22 protein-coding genes and 1 tRNA gene are annotated in these 23,288 nt (G+C 30.3%); 11 read left to right on the top strand and 12 right to left on the bottom strand.

The genetic code is table 11. From position 1 onward, the window contains the following. Nucleotides 1-336: 336 nt before the first annotated feature. Nucleotides 337-756, bottom strand: a complete 420-nt coding sequence (gene ybeY / locus KHA98_RS14690) for an rRNA maturation RNase YbeY (protein WP_213258675.1) — start codon at nt 754-756, stop codon at nt 337-339. Further along, on the bottom strand, nt 753-4,124 hold the full coding sequence (locus KHA98_RS14685; RefSeq protein ID WP_213258674.1) for a DUF4175 family protein: 3,372 nt from the start codon (nt 4,122-4,124) through the stop codon (nt 753-755). The genes ybeY and KHA98_RS14685 overlap by 4 nt, the downstream gene beginning before the upstream one ends. Nucleotides 4,125-4,288: 164 nt before the next feature. On the opposite strand from KHA98_RS14685, the gene gltX reads away from it, so the two are divergent. Beyond that, a complete protein-coding gene (gene gltX, locus KHA98_RS14680; RefSeq protein ID WP_213258673.1) occupies nt 4,289-5,794 on the top strand; it encodes a glutamate--tRNA ligase in 1,506 nt (501 codons plus the stop codon). 243 nt (nt 5,795-6,037) lie between these two features. Further along, nucleotides 6,038-7,018, top strand: coding sequence for an SPFH domain-containing protein (locus KHA98_RS14675; protein WP_213258672.1), 981 nt, complete (start codon nt 6,038-6,040; stop codon nt 7,016-7,018). A 21-nt stretch (nt 7,019-7,039) separates the two neighbouring features. Here KHA98_RS14675 and KHA98_RS14670 read toward each other — a convergent pair whose 3' ends face one another. The 5 genes from KHA98_RS14670 to KHA98_RS14650 all read right to left on the bottom strand — a co-directional run bounded on the left by KHA98_RS14670 (nt 7,040) and on the right by KHA98_RS14650 (nt 11,648). Continuing rightward, nucleotides 7,040-7,294, bottom strand: a complete 255-nt coding sequence (locus KHA98_RS14670) for a DUF6327 family protein (RefSeq protein ID WP_213258671.1) — start codon at nt 7,292-7,294, stop codon at nt 7,040-7,042. A 6-nt stretch (nt 7,295-7,300) separates the two neighbouring features. Beyond that, complete coding sequence (locus KHA98_RS14665; RefSeq protein ID WP_213258670.1) at nt 7,301-7,651, bottom strand: competence protein; 351 nt, start codon at nt 7,649-7,651, stop codon at nt 7,301-7,303. A 133-nt stretch (nt 7,652-7,784) separates the two neighbouring features. Then, nucleotides 7,785-8,111 (bottom strand): YtxH domain-containing protein, encoded by a 327-nt coding sequence (locus KHA98_RS14660; protein WP_213258669.1) that lies wholly within the window; start codon nt 8,109-8,111, stop codon nt 7,785-7,787. A gap of 91 nt (nt 8,112-8,202) precedes the next feature. Then, nucleotides 8,203-8,682 carry a hypothetical protein gene (locus tag KHA98_RS14655; RefSeq protein WP_213258668.1) on the bottom strand — a complete coding sequence of 160 codons (480 nt, stop codon included), beginning with the start codon at nt 8,680-8,682 and terminating at the stop codon, nt 8,203-8,205. A gap of 848 nt (nt 8,683-9,530) precedes the next feature. After that, entirely contained in the window at nt 9,531-11,648 is a 2,118-nt protein-coding gene (locus tag KHA98_RS14650) for a glutamine--tRNA ligase/YqeY domain fusion protein (RefSeq protein WP_213258667.1), read from the bottom strand. Nucleotides 11,649-11,800: 152 nt separating this feature from the next. Between KHA98_RS14650 and KHA98_RS14645 the strand changes: the two genes are divergently transcribed. The 4 genes from KHA98_RS14645 (at nt 11,801) to KHA98_RS14630 (ending at nt 12,851) form a co-directional block, all read left to right on the top strand. After that, nucleotides 11,801-12,016 carry a hypothetical protein gene (locus KHA98_RS14645; protein WP_213258666.1) on the top strand — a complete coding sequence of 72 codons (216 nt, stop codon included), beginning with the start codon at nt 11,801-11,803 and terminating at the stop codon, nt 12,014-12,016. Continuing rightward, entirely contained in the window at nt 12,007-12,318 is a 312-nt protein-coding gene (locus KHA98_RS14640) for a hypothetical protein (RefSeq protein ID WP_213258665.1), read from the top strand. The genes KHA98_RS14645 and KHA98_RS14640 overlap by 10 nt, the downstream gene beginning before the upstream one ends. Before the next feature lie 8 nt (nt 12,319-12,326). Continuing rightward, nucleotides 12,327-12,686 carry a dihydroneopterin aldolase gene (gene folB / locus KHA98_RS14635; RefSeq protein WP_213258664.1) on the top strand — a complete coding sequence of 120 codons (360 nt, stop codon included), beginning with the start codon at nt 12,327-12,329 and terminating at the stop codon, nt 12,684-12,686. A 94-nt stretch (nt 12,687-12,780) separates the two neighbouring features. Continuing rightward, a tRNA-Cys gene (locus KHA98_RS14630) sits at nt 12,781-12,851 on the top strand. Between the two features lie 259 nt (nt 12,852-13,110). On the opposite strand, the gene KHA98_RS14625 is transcribed toward KHA98_RS14630, so the two are convergent. Genes KHA98_RS14625 through rnr form a run of 3 tightly spaced genes read right to left on the bottom strand, consistent with a single transcriptional unit; the run spans nt 13,111 to nt 16,674 of the window. After that, the gene (locus KHA98_RS14625; RefSeq protein WP_213258663.1) at nt 13,111-13,788 is read right to left on the bottom strand and encodes a LysE family translocator; all 678 of its coding nucleotides are present in this window, start codon (nt 13,786-13,788) and stop codon (nt 13,111-13,113) included. 13 nt (nt 13,789-13,801) lie between these two features. After that, complete coding sequence (locus tag KHA98_RS14620) at nt 13,802-14,470, bottom strand: head GIN domain-containing protein (RefSeq protein ID WP_213258662.1); 669 nt, start codon at nt 14,468-14,470, stop codon at nt 13,802-13,804. A gap of 23 nt (nt 14,471-14,493) precedes the next feature. Continuing rightward, entirely contained in the window at nt 14,494-16,674 is a 2,181-nt protein-coding gene (gene rnr, locus KHA98_RS14615; protein WP_213258661.1) for a ribonuclease R, read from the bottom strand. Nucleotides 16,675-16,783: 109 nt separating this feature from the next. Here rnr and KHA98_RS14610 point away from each other — a divergent pair, with 109 nt between their 5' ends. Both KHA98_RS14610 and rpiB read left to right on the top strand, forming a co-directional pair. After that, nucleotides 16,784-17,017, top strand: coding sequence for a putative signal transducing protein (locus KHA98_RS14610; RefSeq protein WP_213258660.1), 234 nt, complete (start codon nt 16,784-16,786; stop codon nt 17,015-17,017). Between the two features lie 804 nt (nt 17,018-17,821). Beyond that, nucleotides 17,822-18,253, top strand: a complete 432-nt coding sequence (gene rpiB, locus KHA98_RS14605; RefSeq protein ID WP_213258659.1) for a ribose 5-phosphate isomerase B — start codon at nt 17,822-17,824, stop codon at nt 18,251-18,253. A gap of 149 nt (nt 18,254-18,402) precedes the next feature. Here rpiB and KHA98_RS14600 read toward each other — a convergent pair whose 3' ends face one another. Next, on the bottom strand, nt 18,403-18,672 hold the full coding sequence (locus tag KHA98_RS14600; RefSeq protein ID WP_213258658.1) for a DUF1294 domain-containing protein: 270 nt from the start codon (nt 18,670-18,672) through the stop codon (nt 18,403-18,405). 143 nt (nt 18,673-18,815) lie between these two features. Here KHA98_RS14600 and KHA98_RS14595 point away from each other — a divergent pair, with 143 nt between their 5' ends. Both KHA98_RS14595 and KHA98_RS14590 read left to right on the top strand, forming a co-directional pair. After that, on the top strand, nt 18,816-20,114 hold the full coding sequence (locus KHA98_RS14595; RefSeq protein WP_213258657.1) for a Fic family protein: 1,299 nt from the start codon (nt 18,816-18,818) through the stop codon (nt 20,112-20,114). Nucleotides 20,115-20,174: 60 nt separating this feature from the next. Next, complete coding sequence (locus KHA98_RS14590; protein ID WP_213258656.1) at nt 20,175-22,298, top strand: Tex family protein; 2,124 nt, start codon at nt 20,175-20,177, stop codon at nt 22,296-22,298. A gap of 101 nt (nt 22,299-22,399) precedes the next feature. On the opposite strand, the gene KHA98_RS14585 is transcribed toward KHA98_RS14590, so the two are convergent. After that, on the bottom strand, nt 22,400-22,576 hold the full coding sequence (locus KHA98_RS14585; protein ID WP_213258655.1) for a Sec-independent protein translocase subunit TatA/TatB: 177 nt from the start codon (nt 22,574-22,576) through the stop codon (nt 22,400-22,402). A 209-nt stretch (nt 22,577-22,785) separates the two neighbouring features. Between KHA98_RS14585 and KHA98_RS14580 the strand changes: the two genes are divergently transcribed. After that, the gene (locus tag KHA98_RS14580; RefSeq protein WP_213258654.1) at nt 22,786-23,286 is read left to right on the top strand and encodes a peptidase; all 501 of its coding nucleotides are present in this window, start codon (nt 22,786-22,788) and stop codon (nt 23,284-23,286) included. Nucleotides 23,287-23,288: the final 2 nt, after the last annotated feature.

The raw sequence follows: 23,288 nt of genomic DNA, 5'->3' as shown, positions 1-23,288 counted from the left end.
CTTTTTCTTCTTTTGTTCCACGTGGAACTTCAATTCTATTTCAGGTTTCAAATTTCAAATTAATCAAACCGATTAAAGTTCCACGTGGAACACATCGACAGTCTACTCAAAACCATTCAAAATAAAAACTACATTTATAATCACGATCTAAAACAAACGTTCCACGTGAAACACTTTATAAATCTTAACTTTTAAAATTTTGTTTCACGTGGAACAAAATTTAGTAATTTCTAATATCAACTAAACTCACATGTTCCACGTGAAACATTTTATTAGATTTAAAATCTTAAACGTTTCACGTGGAACATATATTTTAAACTTTTAATAGATGTTTAATTAGCGTTCCACGTGAAACATTGCTATTTTTTCATCTTCTTTAGAACGCATTAAATCCGCATCTGCATCTGATTTATCTTTGTATCCACAGTAATGTAATATACCGTGAGCTAATACACGTTTTAATTCTTCTTCAAAAGAAACATTAAAATCCTTTGCGTTATCTTCAACTCTTTCTACAGAAACAAATATATCTCCGTTTAATTCATTCCCAACTGTATAATCAAAACTGATAATATCTGTTAGTGTGTCGTGATCCAGATACTCTACATTAATCTTATGAAGATATTCATCATCACAAAAAATATAATTTATCTCTCCTTCGTTTTTGTTTTCAGAAACAATTACAGCACTCAACCAATCAGAAAAGGCTTCTTCGTTATCTAAATTAAAATCTGTTTCGTAATTAAAATTGATCATTTTGTATTAAAATATTCTTGAACCTTTTGGTTAAAATTTGAGCGCAAAGGTAACGATTGTCTGTTTAAAATTTCTACACTATTTAAATATTCTAATAATGAGCTTGGTAAAGCATTTGTTCTATTAGAAAATTCAGTCTTATTTGTTTCAGATTGACGTTTCGTATCCTGACCTTGTTGCTGAACTGCGTTGTTTAATTTTAGTAATTCTTGTTGAATATTTAAAATTCTCTGAAGGTTCTCGTTCTTAAATCCTTTATTTAAAAGTTGCTTTTCGGATTGTTTCATTTGATCAATAACAGATTTACCTTGTCCGTCTAAACCTTTTTTAGCTAATTCATTTTGTAATGCTTCACGAAGTTTTACTTGTTCTTTATAAATCTCCATAATCTTTTCAGCATCTCCTTCTCCATCATTTCCGTCTTTTCCATCATTTCCTTTTCCTCCGTTTTTGTTTCCTTGTCCTTCTTTGCCCTGACCGTTTTTACCTTGTCCATCTTTACCCTGACCTTGCTTACTTTCGCTTCCTTGACCTTGTTGACTATCTCCGGGTTTATTACCTTCTTTCATTCCTTCCTTCATTTTATCAGCTAAACCTTTTTGCTTTTGTATAATATCAGGTAATTGCATTCCTTGTCCATCACCCGGTTTTGGTTTTCCAGATCCCGGTTTAGACATAGACATTTGCATGTTGTTTAATAAATCACTTAAAAAGTCGGCCAGCTTATTTGCAGATGAAGTGGCGTACTGCTGGTGCGAAACTCCTTTTGGAATCTGAACATCGGTCAAAGTTTCAATTGCTTTATCTATATTGTATTGCACGTTTCCAATTTCCTTCGTTACATCTTCTGCTACTTTTGGATTTCTTAATGACAATGCAAACAAACTATCATCAACATGTTTGAACTGTTGTTTTAAATTCTGCTGGATTTTTATATTCTTAGTATAAGCAGATGAACCTAATTTCATTGATTTAAATTGTTTCATTACATCTTCCTGAGATAAAGAATATGCAAGAAGATTATCCAAAACCTGACGAAGCATTGCAACATCTTCTTCTAATTGTTCCTGTTCTCCACCATCCATACTCGACTCCATTTGCTTTGCCATACTCTTCATTTTCTGAGCAGCACTTTTCTGTTTTTGTTTAGCCGAAGAAGTATTCTTTTTCTCTAACTCTTCTGAAGCTTTTTGCAAATCATTATCAAGGTCTTTTTCTTTTGAAGCATCCTGCGTAATCTCCAAAGGAGCTTTCAATGTTTTATTTTCTTCTTTCAAATCTTTTAAGTCTTCCTGTATTTTATCAAAAGACTTATTAATATCATCTTGCTTTTCTTTCGTGTTTTCTTTCTCTTTATTTGATAACTGTTCTTGCTGATCTGAAAGTTTATTCAACTTTTCAGCAACCTGTTCTGCCTTCTTAGAAACATAAAAACGCTTGGTCAATTCAACTAATTGTTCTAAATTACGAGATTGGTTTTTACTGATTTGTTTGAACTTTTCCATCTTATCAAACAAATCTTCGTTATTTAATTTATCGTTTAAGTTCTTTAATTCATCTAATAATTTTTGATTTTTCTCTAAATCCTTTTCTGCATTATCTAAACGTTTTTGTAAATCTTCAGCAGTTTTATCGTTCTTCTCGTCTTTGAATTTATCTAAATTCTTATTCATCTTTTCAGCAAACTGTTTCATTATTTCGTCTTGTTGTTTTTGACGTTTGATAAAATCATTGATCTTCTGCTGATCTTTAAATTCTAAATTATCTTTTTCTTTTCCGGTATTCTGAATCTTATCCATTTCAGAAATCTGCTTGGTCTGATTCTTTAATGATTTTTCCAGACTATTTATATTCTGATTTTGTTGTTGCAATTCTGCATCCTGAATCTCATCGGCAGTAGAAACTCTGTCTGAAAACACAGAAGACTTTGTACTCTTAAAATGATGAGGCGCATCGTTATCAAAAACTTCAAAATAGTATTCATAAGATACTCCTTCTTCTACAGCAAGATTACTTGGGAAATTAAAAACGAACTGATCAAACACAGCTTGCTTTACCGGAATAGTTCCGCGCTTTGCTGTTTGAGGTTTACCTCTTTCGTAATAAACAATCTGCAATTTTGATAAACCATAGTCATCACCCATTCTTCCTAAAACATAATTTTTATCCAGCTTTAAACTATCCGGTGCTGGAGAAACTGTGATTGTTGGATGCTGATCTTTGATAACAGACAGCTGATAATCTAATTTTTCATAGTTTTTGACCTTATTATTTGAAGTAAGAATTTGATATTCTGTATTTTGACTGATATTTTTTACCAGTTTAAACTCATTTTCAGCTTTTGTAAATCTTAAAACTGCATTCTCATCCTTCCAGACAATCTCTTGTGTTGATTGTGTATTCATTTTCCAGGTCACTGTAGTTCCCTCTGGAACGATACCATTTCCTGTTCCCTGAATTGTTTCCGATTTCTTTTTTAAGTATGCCGGGAAATTCAGAACCATTTCAAAGTTGGCAATTGATGGAACTGTAATAACTTTTAATTCATATTCATCAGATGAAACTGCATTGCCTTCAAAAGAAAAAGCAACATTACTAACTGGCTTCTCAATTTTAAATTCAAACTTTCCTGGCTGAGAAGATTCCATAAAATAACTTTCGCTACCAATATGAATCATGACATTTTCTGGAACTACCTTTCCATCGGTTTCTACTTTTACAACAAAATCTTTGTTTTGTTCTGTTTGAAGATTACCATTTAAAACTACAAATTTGAATGGAGCCGGCGGTAAAAATGAAGCATTAAAATGTACTACTCTATTAAAACTTTGAGATATTACTGTACTGTTTCCCGAAATATAAAACACAGCAAAAAGTAAAATCGGAATAATTGCTAATGGCAAATACTTCTTATTAGTATTAAAATTAATTGCGTTTCCAAAAGGGATTGGTTGCAAAGAATTAGCTTTTTGCTCTATTGAAGCTAACATTAATTCTGAACTTTCACTTGAATTTTCATTTGAAGAAAGCTGCAAAAAGTTCGTTAGTTTATCACTTACTTCTGTAAAATGATTTCCAATAATTGCCGAAGCCTGATTATAATCAATTCCTTTTTGAAGTTTTAACAATTTAAAAATCGGAAACAAGATAAATCGAAACAACAGGAATACTTCTACTCCAATAAATAACCAAAATAAAAGGGTTCTTCCTGCAGGTTTTAACCATAGAAAATACTCAACAAAAAGCGTGAATAGAAAATACAATAACCCAAAACCAATAAAAAGAAGTGCTCCTTTTATCAATTCATTTGTATAATACTTTTTAATAAACCCTTCTAACTTTTGATATATTGCCGATGATGTTTTCAAAATAAAATCTCTTTTGATTGTAACCCATAAAAGTACTAATTATAATTAGAAAATGATCAATTAGAAAATTAGTCAATGAAGCTATGGTTAAGACATTATCTCATTAAACTCATTTTCTAATTTTCTAATTCAGAGTTGTATCTTTGCAACAAAATATATACAAAATGTCAAAGCAAGTTCGGGTGCGTTTTGCACCAAGTCCAACAGGACCATTACATATTGGCGGAGTTCGTACTGCCCTATTTAATTATTTATTTGCAAAAAAACATAACGGTGTTTTCTATCTAAGAATTGAAGATACAGATCAGACTCGTTTTGTTCCTGGTGCAGAAGCTTACATTATGGAAGCTTTAGAATGGTTAGGAATTTCACCAGAAGAAACTGTTGGAAAAAATGAGAAATTTGGTCCATACAGACAAAGCGATCGTAAAGACTTATACCAAAAATATGCTGACGAATTGATCAATTCCGGTTGGGCTTATTATGCTTTTGATACTCCTGAAGCTCTTGATGCTTTGAGAAAAGAACAAGAAGCGGATGGAAAAACTTTTATTTACAACCATACAATTCGTGAAAAGCTAGATACCTCTTTGGTAATTTCTGCTGAAGAAGTTGCTAAAAGAATTGCCAATGGAGAACATTATGTGATACGTTTTAAAACTCCGGTTGATGAAACTTTACATTTAAAAGATATCATTCGTGGTGATGTAAAATTTGAAACAAGCTTACTTGATGATAAAGTTCTTTTTAAAAGTGATGGAATGCCAACGTATCATTTAGCTAATATTGTTGATGATCATTTGATGGAAACTTCACATGTAATTCGTGGTGAAGAATGGTTGCCTTCTATGCCTCTTCACGTTTTATTGTACAGAGCTTTTGGTTGGGATGCTCCCGAATTTGCACATTTGCCTTTGATATTGAAACCAATTGGAAATGGAAAATTATCTAAAAGAGATGGTGATAAATTAGGATTTCCTGTGTTTCCTTTAGAATGGAAAACGGAAGAAGGAATCTCATCTGGTTACAGAGAGAAAGGATTTTTCCCGGAAGCGGTTGTAAATTTCCTTGCTTTGTTAGGCTGGAATGATGGAACTGAAAAAGAATTATATTCTCTTGAAGAATTGGTAGAAGCTTTTGACTTAAACCGAGTTCATAAAGCAGGAGCAAAATTTGATCCTGAGAAAAATAAATGGTTCAATCACCAATATCTTATCAAACAAAATGATGCAGATTTAGCGAAAGACTTCTCTCCTATTTTAGAAGAAAAAGGTGTTGATATTTCTAAATATGATGTTACAAGAATCGTTTCTTTGATTAAAGAACGTGCTAATTTTGTTTCTGACTTTTGGGATTTAACTGATTTCTTTTTTCAGGCGCCAACGTCGTATGATGAAAAAGCAAGCAAAAACTGGAAAGAAGAAACTCCAGCTTTAATGCAGGAACTGATTTCTACTCTTGAATATATTGAAGGTTTTGATTCAGCAAATATTGAAGCAATCGTAAAAGACTGGTTGACTAAAAATGAAATTGGTATGGGTAAAGTAATGCAACCTTTCCGCTTAAGTTTGGTTGGAGCTCTAAAAGGTCCTCACCTATTTGATATTGTTGAAATCATCGGAAAAGAAGAAACTATTTCGAGAATTCAGAAAGCAATTTCAACTTTATAAAATACTTTACCATTAAGATATTAAGTTTATCAAGCTCAACTTAATAGAAAAAAAAAGGTTCATAAAGCTTAATTGTCTTGACAAAACTTTTACCTTAATTTTCTAAATGACCTTAATGGTTCAAAAAAACAAACGCTAAGCAACATCTAAAAAATGTTCTTAGCGTTTTTTTAATATCTAATAATTTTATTTTAGAAGAATTTTCGTAATTTACCAGATCATAAAAACTAAATTAATATTACCATGGGTACAGCATTTATTATTATAATAGTCTTCGGATTATTTATTTTACTGTCGTCTTTCTTTACAGTAAAACAACAATCATCTGTAATAATCGAGAGATTTGGGAAATTTCAAAGTGTTAGAAATTCGGGATTACAACTTAAAATTCCGTTGGTTGACAGATTGGCCGGACGTGTAAATCTTAAAATTCAGCAGTTGGATGTCATCATTGAAACTAAAACTAGAGACAACGTTTTTATTAAAATGAAAGTTTCAGTTCAGTTTAAAGTAATTCAGGAAAAAGTATATGAAGCTTTTTATAAACTAGAATATCCACATGATCAAATCACTTCTTATGTATTTGATGTTGTTCGCGCCGAAGTACCAAAACTAAAACTAGATGATGTTTTTGAAAGAAAAGATGATATTGCTGTTGCAGTAAAACGTGAATTAAACGAAGCAATGTCTACTTATGGATATGATATTATCAATACTTTGGTTACTGATATTGATCCTGATATCCAGGTAAAAAATGCAATGAACAGAATTAATGCTGCAGACAGAGAGAAAACGGCTGCTGAATTTGAAGCTGAAAGTTCAAGAATCAGAATCGTTGCAAAAGCAAAAGCTGAGGCTGAAAGTAAACGTTTACAAGGACAAGGTATTGCAGATCAACGTCGTGAAATTGCAAGAGGTTTAGTAGAAAGTGTTGAAGTTTTAAACAATGTTGGGATTAATTCTCAGGAAGCTTCTGCCTTGATTGTTGTTACACAACATTATGATACACTACAAGCAATTGGAGCTGATGCAAATTCAAACTTAATTCTTCTTCCAAATTCTCCACAAGCCGGAAGCGACATGCTGAATAATATGGTTGCTTCATTTACTGCTTCAAACCAAGTTGGTGAGATGATGAAAAAGACCAATAAAAAAGTAGAAAAACATAAACCGAACCATCCTCAATCTGGTTATGAAGATGATATTCAACCGGAAATACAATAATATATAAAAGAAAAAAGAGGCTTAATTGCCTCTTTTTTTATTCATAAACCAACCAATAATATACGGTAAAACTGACTGGATAATTTTTACATATGAGTTTGAAAAGTAATCTGTATAAGATGAAATAAAGCCATTTACAATTTTTTGTGGTGTAATACTTTCTTTAGTTCTCTGAAAACTTAAAACTAATTTTTGATAATTGATCTCTTTTTCTAACTTCAAAATTTCCAGATCTCTATCTAATTCTGCGTACGATGAGTATTTTTTCTTTTCCATAATTCCTTAATCGTTAAAAAAGATTTCCGAAAATTTCTCCAAAATTGGACCTTCAACAAACTTATCTTTTACAAAGAAAAGTATAATTGTAAAAAATAAATAGATCCCTCCTACTGCCAAAAATCCCAAAGCTGTACTTTCAAACAAGGTACCAAAAGCATAAGCTGCAGCAAAAGATCCGAAAAGTAAAACCATACTAAAGCATAATAAAATCAAAGTAAACTTAAATATTAAAGTTGTTGATTTCATCGCAACTTTAAAACCCCAAAGTTTATAATACGCTAAATGACTGTCTATATACTCTTTAGCCTGATCCTGAATGTTTTCAGTATTTTCTTTTAATTCTTCAAAAGCCATAATTCCAAAATTTATTTTAAAAAAGAAGCACAAAACAAGTTGATTAAAAAACTGTATTTTGTTCATTTTAAAATTAAATAAAATAAACCAAATACAACCTCAAAATCAAAACAAGCTTTGTGCTTCGGTATTCTTATTTCTGAAGTTTAGCGTTTTGAGCTTTTAAATCTGCCAACTTAGATTCTAAAAAAGTAATTACTTCCTCTGTCTTGTAACTCATATTAGAAAGTAATTCTTCATAAGTTCCATCCATATTATGTTTTGCGCTCTTGAATTTTTCACGAAGAACTTCAGAACCTGCTGAAAGTGAATCCTGCAAATTATGTTTTGCATCGTCAATACCTTCTTTCAATTTTGCACGAGTTTTTGATCCTTTATCTGGAGCAAACAAAATTCCTATCGCTGCACCTGCAGCAGCAGCAGCTAATATAGCAGCAGCAGTATTTAAGTTCTTTGACATAATAATTAAATTTAAATGATTAATAAAGGTACTCTTTTTTTAAATTATAAAATATTGGTTAAATGATATTTACAAAAAATTAACAATACAATTAATACACATAAGCTACAGCTTCATATTTACCATCTGATTTTTCGATTATGCTAACAAACGGATAACCATTTGAAGCCGATTTACTTTTTATTCTCATTGCAGTTTGCTTTTGATTTGCAATTGGCGGCTCCCCTTTTGTCTTTGTAGAAACACCAGAAAAATTAGCAACTTGTTTTAAACCTATTGTCTTTTCTTGTGGTAAAACAGTTACCATTTTGTAATCGTCATTTGAATCAACTATTATTTTATCAGAAATTTTTTGAGTTTGATTCGTTTGCTTATTTGTTATTTGTGAAACAGCATATTTGCTAATTTTTTGTTCTTCCGAACTTCCGTCAAATGAATAATAAATTAAATCATTTTCACTTTTTATAAAATTAACATCAAGTTGTTCACCATTGTGTTTTGTAATTTGATGTGTTTGAGAAATTGCAATATTTGCAAATAATAAGGCTAGCGTAAAATATAATACTTTCATGATAATTAGATTTAAATTAAAAATTAAAACTGATCAGATTGAAATATAAAAATTAGCAACCTAAGAATCTCATTATGGAATTTTGTAATTCTGAACTAATTCTGAAAAATACCTTTTACGCGAAATATTATCAAAACTAAATCACAATAAAAATTAGAACATAAAATTGTCTTCTCAAGAATTCAATTTTGAAGTAAACACCAAAACAAAAATCTACATTTTTAAACTTTGGCCTAATTCAATTTAGAATCTCTTCGGAAAAATTAATTTTTATAAAATCATCTCTGACTTTTGGTATAGTCATAAAAGTACTGATTTATAAACAATTGTATGTTAATAACCCGTTAAACTAACAAAAACGACAGTAAAAAGTTAAATAAAGACGCTATTTAAACAATAATTCAAAAAATGAATAATCTATCGACCTAGTAAAAAAAATAGCTTAAAATCAATATATAGAGGTTATTTTTAATAAATAAAAACAATTTAAAATTTTAAAACCATCAATAAAGTAAATAATAACCAATTATTATAAAAATATTTTTTTATCATCACTAAAATCTATAATCAAAAAACCTGGCAAAAAGACTATTTTAGGTACAAAATTTTCATTTTCTAAAAATTAGCCTAAAATCAAGGAAAAAAAGAGTAAAATTGAAATAAAGACTTTTAATAAATCAACTTTTAAAATAGGAATAAGTTATCCAACATATTTTTTTTCTCTTTTAAAATCAATTTATGAAAGCTGTTTTTTATTTAAAAAATCTATAAAATATTTAAAAATAATAGACATATTATATAATAAAAAAAAGCGCTTATAAAAGCGCTTTTAATAAATTTATCTGATATTACTTCTTTACCATTTCCGAAAGAATTTCAATTTCTCTCTCTGAAGCATTTTTTGGCGGATTTGAATATAATTTTAAAATTTCATCATCAAATTGATTTCTGAAACTTTCATTTTCTAAATCTCTCAAATTTAAAAGTGCTTTTGATCTTACATAAGTCGATTCACTTTTTAAAGACATTGAATATAATTTCTTAATATCTTCTTGTTCAAAATCTGTAGACTTCCAGTTTGAATACTTCAAAATAAACTGAGAAAACAATAATGAAGCCTTATTATTGTTGATATTCTTCTTTAATGAATTCTGAATCAAAGAGAAACTAGAAATAGTTGCGATGTTCTCTCCTATTGCACTTTCAATTGCAATACGTTCCGCTTTAGTTTCAACTTTAAAATATTTGTTAATATCTTTCAAAGAATTATTAAGGCTATTTTCTTCTTTTTTTCCCTTTTCTTCCCAAGCATCTTTCAATCCAACAGTTTTGTTAAATACTAATTTTGAAGCAGTTGAGTCTTTATCAACAGTAAAATATCCTAAACGTTGAAACTGAAATTTATCTTCGTTTTGAGCTGTTGATAAACTTGGTTCAACATATCCAGTCACAATTTCTAACGAATTTGGATTTACAAAATCCAAGAAATTTTTGTCCTTATAACTGTCTGGAGCTTCATCTGTAAACAAACGATCGTACAAACGAACTTCTGCTTCAACTGCATGTTGAATAGAAACCCAATGCAAAGTTCCAGATACTTTTCTTTGGCTTGCTTCTGTTCCGCTTCCGCTTAAAGAATCAGTATCATACGTAACATGAATTTCAGTTATATTGCCTTCAGCATCTTTTATAACAGATTCTCCTTTAATGATATAAGCATTTTTAAGACGTACTTCTTTTCCTAAAGTCAAACGGAAATATTTAGCTGGAGCTTCTTCTAAAAAGTCTTCTCTTTCAATGTATAATTCACGTGAAAAAGGTACTTTTCTGAATCCTGCGTTTTCATCTTCCTGATTATTTTCAGCTTCTAACCATTCTTCTTTTCCTTCTGGATAATTTGTAATTACCACTTTCACAGGATCTAAAACCGCCATTACACGAGGTGCAATTTTGTTCAAATCTTCACGAATACAAAATTCTAAAACTGATACATTAATCAAATTATCACGTTTTGCAATACCAATTGTATTTGCAAAATTACGTAATGAAGCAGCGGTGTAACCACGTCTTCTTAATCCAGAAATTGTTGACATTCTTGGATCATCCCAACCGTTAACATGCTTTTCTTTAACCAGTTGTTGTAATTTTCTTTTACTAACAACAGTATGTGATAAGTTACGTCTTGCAAATTCTCTTTGCTTTGGACGTAGTTTATTATCATCAAAAATTTGGTCTAAAAACCAATCGTATAATTCGCGGTGAGGTAAAAATTCTAGAGTACAAAATGAGTGTGAAATTTGTTCTAAATAATCACTTTGCCCATGTGCCCAATCGTACATTGGATAGATTTTCCAGGCATCTCCAGTTCTATGGTGATGTTTATGTAAAATCCTGTACATGATAGGATCACGCATTAACATGTTGGTTGATTTCATGTCAATTTTTGCACGAAGAATATGTGTACCAGCTTCAAATTCACCGTTTTTCATTCTTTCGAATAAATCAAGATTTTCTTCAACGGAACGATTTCTGTACGGACTATCTGTTCCAGTTGTTGACGGAGTTCCTTTTTGAATCGCCATATCTTCTGATGATTGGCTATCAACATACGCTTTATCTTTTTTAATTAATAAAACTGCCCAATCATATAATTGTTGGAAATAATCTGAAGCATAACGTTCTTCTGCCCAGGTATATCCTAACCATTCTACATCTTTTTTAATAGCATCAACAAATTCTTGTTCTTCTTTTTCAGGGTTTGTATCATCAAAACGTAAATTTACAGGAGATTGATAATCAATTCCTAAACCAAAATTTAACGCAATAGAACTTGCGTGCCCAATGTGTAAATAACCATTAGGTTCTGGTGGAAAACGAAAGCGAAGTTTAGTATTTGAAAGACCTGATTTTACGTCTTCCTCTATGATTTGTTCGATAAAATTGAGTGATTTCTCTTCTGATGCCATTATTTTATAGTAATTTTAGCAAAGATAAAAAAGTTTATAGTTTACGGTTTATAGTTTATGGTTTTCTTTGGAAACTTATCAGTAAATCTGAAACGTTAAACGTTGTACCTGAAATTAATATATTTAGTACTTTTGTACAAATATTCAGAATTATGAGACAATTAACTGTTACAATTCCAGACGATTTTTACGAAACTTTTGTTAGTTTTTTCAAACATATTCCTGACGTTTCTATAAATGAAAATACAGCGAATGAAATTCCTTTATGGCAACAAGAAATGGTTTTAGATCGCATAAAAAATGCTAAACCAGAAGATTATATTCCTCTAGAGGATGCTTTAAAAGAGTTAGATAAAAAATGGCTTTAGAAGAAAATTATAAAACCGTAATTCTTCCAAGAGCAAAATTAGAAGTAGATGAAACAGCTTTTTATTATGAATCTATAAGAAAAGGCTTGGGCAAATTATTTTATAAAGAGTTTAAAAACTATGCTCTTACATTAAAAAAATTGCCTTTTTTTGAGGAAAAATACAACATTGTTCGTACGTTACCTTTAAAAAAATTCCCTTACACAATTCATTTTACAGTCAATGAAGACGAAAAAATTGTTTCTATACAAGCTGTAACATCCAATTATCAAGATCCAAACACTACAAGAATTAAATTATAATACAAAAAATGGGAGTTATAAAACTAAAAAATGTCCGTACTTTTTCTTACCACGGATGTTTAATTGAAGAAGGAAAAATAGGATCTGATTATACAGTAGATCTTAAAATCAAAACCAATTTACAGAAATCAGCACAAACAGATCACCTTTTGGATACTGTTGATTATGTTCATTTGAACAAAATTATTGCTGAAGAAATGGCAATTCGTTCCCATTTATTAGAGCATGTTGCTAAAAGAATCAATAATCGTGTGCTTGCAGAGATAGAAAGTGTAGAAAAAACAACAGTTTGGGTTTCTAAAATAAATCCTCCTATTGGTGGTGATGTAGAATCAGTTACAATAAAAATGACGGAAATTAGAAAGTAATTACCACAATTAAAATTGTATTTTTTTAAAATACTTCATTCGAAACTTTTGAAATTTAAAGATTTTAGTTACTTTTGCCATCCGTTCAAGTAATGGCGTCGTGGCCGAGCGGCTAGGCTGGGCTCTGCAAAAGCTCCTACTCCGGTTCGAATCCGGACGATGCCTCAAGAAGAGATACAGAAATGTATCTCTTTTTTTTATGTCTAATTTTTAGAAAAAATTAATTAAAAATATTGGTTCGAATCCGAACGATACCTCAAAACCTCTAAATTACTTTAGAGGTTTTTATGCTTAATTTTTTATTACAAAAGTAAACCCGACAGGTTTTAAAAACCTGTCGGGTTTGTTATTTCACCACACTTATAAACACAAAAAAACCTCTGAAATTCAGAGGTTTAATTTTATAATTTTGAGTTATTAACAACTACTTTTCAATCTTTTCAAAAGCATTTTTAACCATTTGTTTTTCTTTTGGAAACCAGCCTTGAATTACTAAAGCAAATCCGAAAACCATTAAAACAACGCTAATTCCTTTTTTAATTTTAAGAATATTGGTTGGTGTCATTTTGGTTTTTAATTGTTTGGCTAAAACAATTTTAATGCAATCAACTAACAAATAAGTAATAATTACGGCAGTAAAAAATGTCATCATTCTTGGTGTCTGCATTTCTAATTTTGGTCCTACAGAAATAATTACAGCAAGCCAGAAACCAAGAACACCAATATTAATAACATTCAGTAAAAATCCTTTTACGAATAAACTTCCATAGTTTCTTTTTAAGATATCACGATCAATTTCTTCATCGTTTATTTTTTCTTCTTTCTTAAGTTTTATAAAGGAAATAATACCGTAAGAAAGCATAATTATTCCGCCAAAAATAAAAAGAGCCGGATCATCTTTTAAACTTGAAATCAATCTGTAACTTCCTAAATAAGCAATAGCTATAAAAAAAATGTCTCCTAGCACTACTCCTAAATCAAAAACAATTGCAGATCTGAAACCTTTTGTAATACTGGTTTCTAATAAAACAAAAAATACCGGACCTACCATAAAGCTAAGAACGAGTCCCCATGGCAGTCCAGCCAGAATATCATTTATCATTAAATACGATTTGTTATTTTACTTCTTCTATTTTACCTCCAAAAACTGTTTTCTGATTTATTTGCTTCGGTTTCCCATAAATGTAAATAGAGCCTCCTGCGCTCACTTTTGCATCGACAAGGGTTGATGCATTCACATCTGCTTTTCCGCCCGCAGAAACGCTAACAGTAGTCTGAGACGTGTTTAATTTACTTGCTAACAAATAACCACCTGCACCTAAACTTGCAACCTGATTTTCAGCTTTACCTGTCAAAGTAATAGAACCTCCTGAAACTGAGCTCACTTTTAACTTATCAACATCTAAATCAACATTAATAACTCCGCCTTCCTGTGCACTTACTTTAAACGAAGTTGCTTTGATAGCTTCATTACTTGTTACAGTTGCGCCTTCGTTAACATCTATAAGCTCTATATGTTTATAATACAAAGTAATACTTAGATCGTTTCCTGATAAAAGTTTAGGAAAAGGCATTCTTAATTTCAAAATACCATTTTTATTAACAGCTTCAACTTCTGCCTCCCTTGCTCCTTTTATCACAATTTTATTTTCATTTGCCTGAACTACTTTTACACTTAGTTTATCAAATACTTTAACGGTATCGAAATCTCCTAATTCTTTGACTACCTGACCAAAAGACATTTGTACAAATAAAATTGCCGCTCCTATAATTAACTTTTTCATACTTCTATTTTTTTAATTAACACTTATTCAGCTCTTCGTAAAAAATGAAAATCAAGTTGTTTTTTAACTAGATCAGCATTTTTTACTTTAACATAAATCTCATCTCCTAATTGCAATAAACTGTTAGAAGTTGCTCCAACCAATGCATATTGTTTTTCATCGAAAGTATAGTAATCATCTTTTATCTCTCTGATTCTCACCATTCCTTCACATTTATTTGAAACGATTTCAACATAAATTCCCCATTCAGTAACTCCTGAAATAACACCAAGGAATTCTTCATCCTGGTGATCCTGCATGTATTTAACCTGCATGTATTTAATACTGTCACGTTCAGCATTTGTAGCTAAACTTTCCATGTTTGAACAATGTAAACACTTCGTTTCATAAGTTTCTTCATCTACAGAAGCGCCATTATCTAAATAATATTGCAACAAACGATGTACCATTACGTCAGGATAACGACGAATTGGCGATGTAAAGTGACTGTAATAATCAAAAGCTAAACCATAATGACCAATATTATCAGTCGAATATTTGGCTTTACTCATACTTCTAATCGCAAGAGTATCAATAAGATTTTGTTCTTTCTTACCATTAACTTCTTCCATTAAAGCGTTTAATGATTTCGAAATATCACCTTTATTTCTAAAATCTATCTTGTAACCAAATTTAGCAATTACAGTTTGCATCGCAATTAATTTATCTTCATTTGGTTCATCGTGAATCCTGTAAACAAATGTTTTCTTTTGTTTTCCAATGTATTCCGCCACTTTTCTATTGGCTAAAAGCATGAATTCTTCAATAAGATGATTGGCATCTTTAGAAACTTTAAAATATACTCCTTCTGGTTCTCCTTCTTCATCCAAATTAAATTTAACTTCAACTTTATCAAAAGAAATAGCACCATTTTGCATTCTTTTCTTTCTTAAAATCTTTGCTAATTCATCTAATTTTAAAGTCGCCTGAGTAATTTCATCTGAAACAACATAAGATACTCCGGTAATTGAAACATCAACCGGAATAATATTATCTTTTGTTTCAATGATATACTGAGCTTCTTCGTAAGCAAAACGCTGATCAGAATAAATTACTGTTCTTCCAAACCATTGGTTAATAACTTTTGCATCTTTCGAAATTTCAAAAACAGCAGAGAAAGTATATTTTTCCTCATTTGGACGTAACGAACATGCAAAATTAGATAAAACTTCCGGAAGCATTGGCACTACTCTATCTACCAAATAAACCGAAGTTGCTCTTTGATAGGCTTCATCATCCAGAATTGTTCCTTCTTCAAGATAGTACGAAACATCGGCAATATGAATTCCTATTTCATAATTTCCGTTCTCTAATTTTTTGAAAGACAAGGCATCATCAAAATCTTTTGCGTCTTTTGGATCTATCGTAAACGTAAGTGTATCACGCATATCACGACGTTTTGCAATCTCAGATTCCTGAATCGAAGTATCTATTTTTTGTGCATACACTTCAACTTCAACCGGAAAATCAGCTGGTAAACCGTATTCAGCTAAAATAGCATGAATCTCCGTATTATGTTCTCCAGGTTTTCCTAAAACTCGAATTACTGATCCAAACGGACTATCAGCTCTCTTTGGCCAGTCTTCAATCTTAACTAAAACAACATCACCATTTTCTGCCTCTCCTATTTTATCCTTTGGAATAAAAATATCAGTATACATTTTAGGATTTGCAGTGGAAACAAAAGCAAAATTGGCCTGAATGTCAATAACTCCAACAAATTCTGTTTTATCTCTTTCTATAACTTCAATAACCTCACCTTCAGGTCTTTTACCTTTTCTTCGGTTATAAACATAAACTTTTACTTTGTCTTTATCTAATGCACGATTTAAATTATTGGTCGGGATAAAAACATCTTCTGCAAAATCAGGACAAATAAAATAGGCCGTTTTTCTGCTCGTCATATCTATCGTTCCTTCGTAGTAATCCTGACTTTCTGCTTTAACTAAATACTTACCAGGTTCTGTTTCTATTATTTTTTTTGAAGCAGCCAGAATTTTTAAATCTTTTATAATCTGGTTTCTGCTTTTTGTATCATCAAGTTCTAACTTTGCTGCTATTTGTTTATAATTGAATGCTTTATTAGCACTTTGCGATAAAATTTTTACTATCTTACTAGAGAAATCTTTCTCTTTTTTTATCGGCTTTCTAATTTTCTTACTCATATATCTTTTCTTATAAGGTTTAAAATTACAAATAAGATATCAGAATATAGATTTTAACAATTAGAATTATTAAAATTATAACTTTTCGTACATTTACAAAAAGACCTTTATGGAAAGCTTTAAAACCATTGCAATATTCAATTATCAGCACGAAACTGTTGTCCTGAAACACTTATTGGAACAGGAAGGAATCCCTTATTTTTTTGAAAACGAAATGACACTTTCAGTCGCCCCAATGTATTCTGCAGCACTGGGTGGCATCCGTCTTAAAATTCATCCGGACGATTTCGAACAAGTTCAGGAAATTCTGGACAATCTCAACAATCCTCTCAAAATCGTCTGAAACAAAAATTCAAAACAAACTCAATTCAATTCAAAAGTCAATTCAAATTAAATTTTTTTTCCTTTTCAACTTTTTTAGTTTTCAACATATATTAAATACAACAAAAAAGATTTTTAAAAATTTAAAAAAATTTGTTGGTTATTATAGTGTGTTAATATGTCGAATAAATTTATTTTTAAAAGTATTGAAATGAAGTTTCTCTTAGTTATTGGGAGTTATCAACATAGTTATTTTGGGTTAAAAGTTTAATTCTTAAGACTTTTTGGATTTTAATTAACAACGGTTAACAACCAAAAATGAATTCATTTTGTAGATAAGTTGATATGTTGATTTCTGTTGAAAATTGCATTTTTGATATTGATAACTTTTCCAAAAATTCACGAAACTTTTCTTGCATATTAAATTACAGTTTTGGATTAGGTAATTTTTTGAAACAACCAAAAAAAACTTCTTATTTTCTTTTCGAACTTATTAACATTTTCTGTTAACTTAAAGTTAATTGAATATCAACGAATTACGAACTGCTATTAACACTGCAAAATTTTAACAAATATTCTGTTTATTATTTATTGATTGTGAGAGAGTTATAGAGTTATTAATATTGTTGATAACTGTTAAATATTTGAAATAAAGATAGTTATAGAATGATAATTTTATACCACAAATTTTACGAATGTATTCTAATTATAATTGAGTTGTTGATATAGCGTTCAAAAAGAAAAAAATTTGTGAAAATTAGTGCAATTCGTGGCAAACATCTATTTATTAAGTAAATTTGCAGAACACAACTAAATAGTATTAAAAATGAAAATTTCAATAGGAAACGATCACGCTGGTCCAGAATATAAAAAAGCAATTGTTGAAATGTTGCAAGCAAGAGGATATGAAGTAACTAATTATGGTACAGATACAGATGCTTCTGTAGATTATCCTGATTTTGGACATCCGGTTGCGAATGATGTATCGGAAGGAAAAGCTGATTTTGGAATCGTAATCTGCGGAAGCGGTAACGGTATTGCAATGACTGTTAATAAACACCCAAAAGTTAGAGCTGGTTTATGCTGGACTAAAGAAATCGCGTATTTAACACGTTTACACAATGATGCAAATATTGTGAGTATTCCGGCGAGATTTACATCAATTCATCAAGCTGTTGAAATCGTTGAAACTTTCTTAGATACCGCTTTTGAAGGTGGAAGACACCAAAACAGAGTGAATAAAATTGCTTGTGCATAAATAGCAAAAAAATTCAGTGCTTCGCACTTATTAATAAACACACCGGGCAGATTTTTTAATTTGTTCGGTTTTTTATTTAAATTATTATATATCAATGTTTTTTATTATTATACAATCTGCTATTTTTGAGTTATTAACAATGTTAATATCTAGTTTTTATACTTTAGAAAAGCAATTATAAGTGTAATCTGAATTACTAGAATAACTACAAATTTCACAATAAAAGAAGTTTTACTCGTTTTATGTTTAAATAATAACATCGCTGTTAATAAACCTGGAGTACTTCCTATTAAGGCAAGAGAAAACAGGGTATTTTCGGGAATTCTTCTTTTACTTTTTCTTGCTTGATATTTATCATATCCGGCAAGAATAAAAACGAAGAAATTTACAATTAAAAAATAAAGTAATAAAATTCTCATAATTATTAAAAAAAATCTCACAAATATATTATTTTAGTGTCATCAATATTAATAAAATTTGACGAAAAAAATTTAAATTAGTAAATAATGCGAGATTTTACGAGAATCTCGCATTATTTACTAATTTAGCATAAAAAAGTTATATGTTAGAAAGTCCTCCTATATCGAAATATGACAATAATACTATAAACTTGCTTACTGAGCTTACATTGTCAGGTGAATTAAAGGAAATCAATGATGAATATTTATATTGGGATAAAATTAAATATAAAGCAAAATCTATTGAGCCTGAACAATATTGGAATGTTGTTAAATTATCACGTTCGTTAAACAAACAAAACATCTTATTTGGAACGTATTTTTTTAATTTTAATGTAACAGATTATATTCTTAGACTTTTACATCACTTTGATTTACATATTGGAGGAAATTTGGGAAGTAATATTGGTATAACAGATACTGATAAAAATAAATTTCTGATAAGTTCAATAATGGAAGAAGCTATTTCTAGTAGTCAAATGGAAGGTGCAAATACTACCAGAAAGGCTGCAAAAGAAATGATTCAAAAAGAACGAAAACCAAAAAATAAGTCAGAACAGATGATAATGAATAATTATCTCACAATGAGATATATTGTTCAACACAAAAATGATAATTTGACACCAGAGAATCTTTTATACATTCATAAACTTATATCTAATAATACATTAGAAGATGTTGAAGATGAAGGTAAGTATAGAGAGAATAATGATATTTATGTAGTAAATTATTCAAATAGCGAAGTAGTACATACACCACCAAAAAATGAAGAATTACAAAAGCTGATTAGTGATTTATGTTTATTTTTTAATGAAGAACAAAAAACTTTTATTCACCCAATTATTAAGGGAATTATAATTCATTTTATGATAGGTTGGATACATCCTTTTTCTGATGGTAATGGACGAACAGCACGTGCATTATTTTATTGGTATATGCTTAAGAATGGTTACTGGCTTACGGAATATCTAACAATTTCAACGATTATAAAAGATACAAAAGTACAATATGAAAAAGCTTTTTTATATTCAGAAATTGATCAAAATGATCTGACTTATTTTATAACCTATCATATAAAGACAATGGAGAAAGCATTTACTGCATTAAAGGAATATATAGGTAGAAAACAAAATGAAGTAATTCAAGCTGCAAAATTTATTAAAATACCAAATGTTAATGAACGTCAAGCTCAAATTTTAAAAATCTTAAATGAAGATTCAGATAGAGTTTTAAGTAGTAAAGAAATCGAAAATAGATTTGGAATTTCAAATTTTACGGCTAGAACAGATTTGAATAATCTTGAAAATTTAGGTTTTTTAGAGAAAATACAAGTTAATAAAATAAAACACAATTTTATTAAATCTAAACAGTTTAATAAAATTCTAAAATCTTATAAATTGTAAATAATACGAGATTCTCGTAAAATCTCGCATTTTTTACATCTTTTTAAATAGTAAAATAAAATGACTAACATTCAATTCATTTCAAAGACTGTTCAAACAGCTGCAATCAACATTCAGAATACAGTAAAATTACTAGAAGAAGATTGTACGATTCCGTTTATTTCGCGTTACCGAAAAGATACAACCGGAAATCTTGATGAAGTTGTAATCGAGCAGATTGCAAAGCTTCAAAAAGAATATGATACACTTATAAAACGTAAAGAAGCAGTTTTAAAATCAATCGAAGAGCAAAAGGCACTTACGCCAGAATTGAAGAAAAAAATTGAAGATAGTTTTGATTTACAAGAAATTGAAGATTTTTACCTTCCATATAAAAAGAAGAAAAAAACAAGAGCTGATGTAGCTCGCGAATTTGGATTAGAACCTTTAGCAAAATTGATTATAGCTGAAAGTGATTCGGATATTGATTTTATTTCGACGCAGTATATTAATGAAAATGTAGTTAATGAAGAAGCTGCTATTCAAGGAGCTAGAGATATTGTTGCCGAATGGATCAATGAGAATATTTATGTTCGTAAACAACTTCGTAGATTGTATCAGCGAAAAGCAACTATTGGAACTAAAGTTGTAAAAAAGAAAGCGGAAGAAGAAGGAGCACAAAAATTCAGTCAGTATTTTGATTGGGATGAAAATTTAACAAAAGCGCCTTCGCACCGATTATTAGCAATGCTTCGTGCTGAAAATGAAGGTTTTGTTAAACTGAAAATCGATGTTGATATTGATGATGCTTACGATGTTATCGACGAAATTATCATTAAAAAACAAAATAATTCAACAGCACATTTACAGCTAGCGATTGAAGACAGTTACAAACGTTTATTGAATCCAGCAATTGGAAATGAAACCTTACAGGAAGCAAAAGCAAAAGCTGATGCCAATTCTATTCAGGTTTTTGCCAATAATTTAGGGCAGTTGTTATTAGCTCCGCCGTTGGGTGAAAAACGAATTCTTGCAATAGATCCAGGATTTAGAAGTGGTTGTAAAGTAGTTTGTCTGGACGAAAAAGGCGATTTATTATACAACGAAACTATTTATCCGCACGCACCTCAAAACGAGGAAACTATGGCGATAAAAAAAATCCGTTCGATGGTAAATGCTTATCAAATTGATGCGATTTCTATCGGAAACGGGACAGCTTCTCGCGAAACTGAATTTTTCATCAAAAAAATCGCATTCGATAAACCAATACAAGTTTTTATAGTTTCTGAAGCTGGAGCTTCAGTATATTCTGCTTCAAAAATTGCCAGAGAAGAATTTCCTAATTATGATGTAACGGTTCGTGGTTCGGTTTCTATCGGAAGACGACTTTCAGATCCGTTGGCAGAATTGGTAAAAATTGATCCAAAAGCAATTGGAGTTGGACAATATCAACATGATGTGGATCAGACTAAACTAAAAGAGGAATTGGATAATACGGTAATTCGTTGTGTAAACTCGGTTGGAATCAATATCAATACCGCAAGTAAACATTTACTAAGTTATGTGAGTGGAATCGGGGAGAAGCTGGCAGAAAACATTGTACAATACCGTTCAGAAAATGGTCCTTTTGAAGACCGAAAACAACTGAAAAAAGTGCCACGTTTAGGAGATAAAGCGTATCAGCAAGGAGCGGCGTTTATTAGAATTTCAAATGCTAAAAATCCGTTGGATAATTCGGCAGTACATCCGGAGGCTTATCCGGTTGTAGAAAAGATGGCGAAAGATTTGAAACTTTCAGTAAACGACTTAATTGCAAATAAAGAGAAAACAGCCCTTATTAAGGCCGAAAACTATATTACACCTGAAATTGGTTTACTTACGCTAAAGGATATCATTAAAGAGCTTGAAAAACCTGGATTGGACCCAAGAAAATCGGCTAAGGTTTTTGAATTTGATGCGAATGTAAAATCCATCAAAGATTTGAAAACCGGAATGATTTTACCGGGAATTGTGAATAACATTACCAATTTTGGTTGTTTTGTTGACATCGGAATCAAAGAAAGTGGATTGGTTCACATTTCACAGTTAAAAGCTGGTTTTGTAAGTGACGTAAATGAAGTAGTGAAATTGCACCAACATGTTGATGTTAAGGTTACGGAGGTTGATGAAGATAGAAAGAGAATTCAATTGACAATGGTACTTTAGAAAAATCAATTTTTGAAATACCAAATTTTAAAAAGAAAGAAATAAAAAAATCCCAAACTACAATTTGCAGTTTGGGATTTTTTAATAAGTTTTGAAGGCTATTATTTTGTTTCTTCCTCTTCTTTTTTAGCCGCAGGTTGATCGTCTTTAGCAGCGTTTTTGAATTCTTTAATTCCGCTTCCTAAACCTTTCATTAATTCTGGAATTTTTTTACCTCCAAAAAGTAATATCACAATACCTACTATTACAAGGATTTCTGTAAGACCTAATCTTCCCATGATTGTATATTTAATGCCGAAGCAAATTGATTTTCATTTTCACCGCAAAGGTATATAGAATATACGAACAACTAGAGCTTTTGGATTAAAATATTTGTTTATTACAGCGTTAAATATTTTATAAAATAATAAAATTACCTTATTTGTCGTTTTTTCTCCAATAATAGCAATACGATTAATCACTATATTTGCTCGTACAAACAACCAAAATGGCGAAGAAAAAATTCGATTTTAGAAAGAAATTATTCATCAAAAACAGATTGGTAATTTTGAATGAAAACACTTTTGAGGAAATTTTTTCATTTAGACTTACTTTAATGAATGTCTTTGTAATATTTACTTTAGGCGGAATATTTTTAATTTTAGTTACTACTTTTATTATTGCTTTTACACCACTACGGGAATTTATTCCGGGTTATTCGTCATCAGAATTAAAAAGAAACGCAACAGAACTGGCTATAAAATCAGATTCGCTCGAGAATGCTTTAAAGAAAAATGAAGCCTATATAAAAGGAGTTCAGAAAGTTTTGAAAGGGGAACTAGAATACGCAAAATTCAATAAAGATTCCATTTTAGCCGATGTCGATGAGCCATCAGAAGTTAATATGAAAGCCTCAGAAGAAGAAATGAAATTAAGAGAAGAAGTTGCCAAAATAGAGAAGGAGCAGGGCGAAAGCACGGCAAAGAAAAAGAAAAGTGACAAAAAATAATA

Origin of the sequence: Flavobacterium branchiicola, from assembly GCF_018383905.1 — a bacterium.
In the GTDB taxonomy this organism is placed as follows: Bacteria; Bacteroidota; Bacteroidia; order Flavobacteriales; family Flavobacteriaceae; genus Flavobacterium; species Flavobacterium branchiicola.
This window is presented reverse-complemented; position numbering and strand designations above follow the sequence as displayed.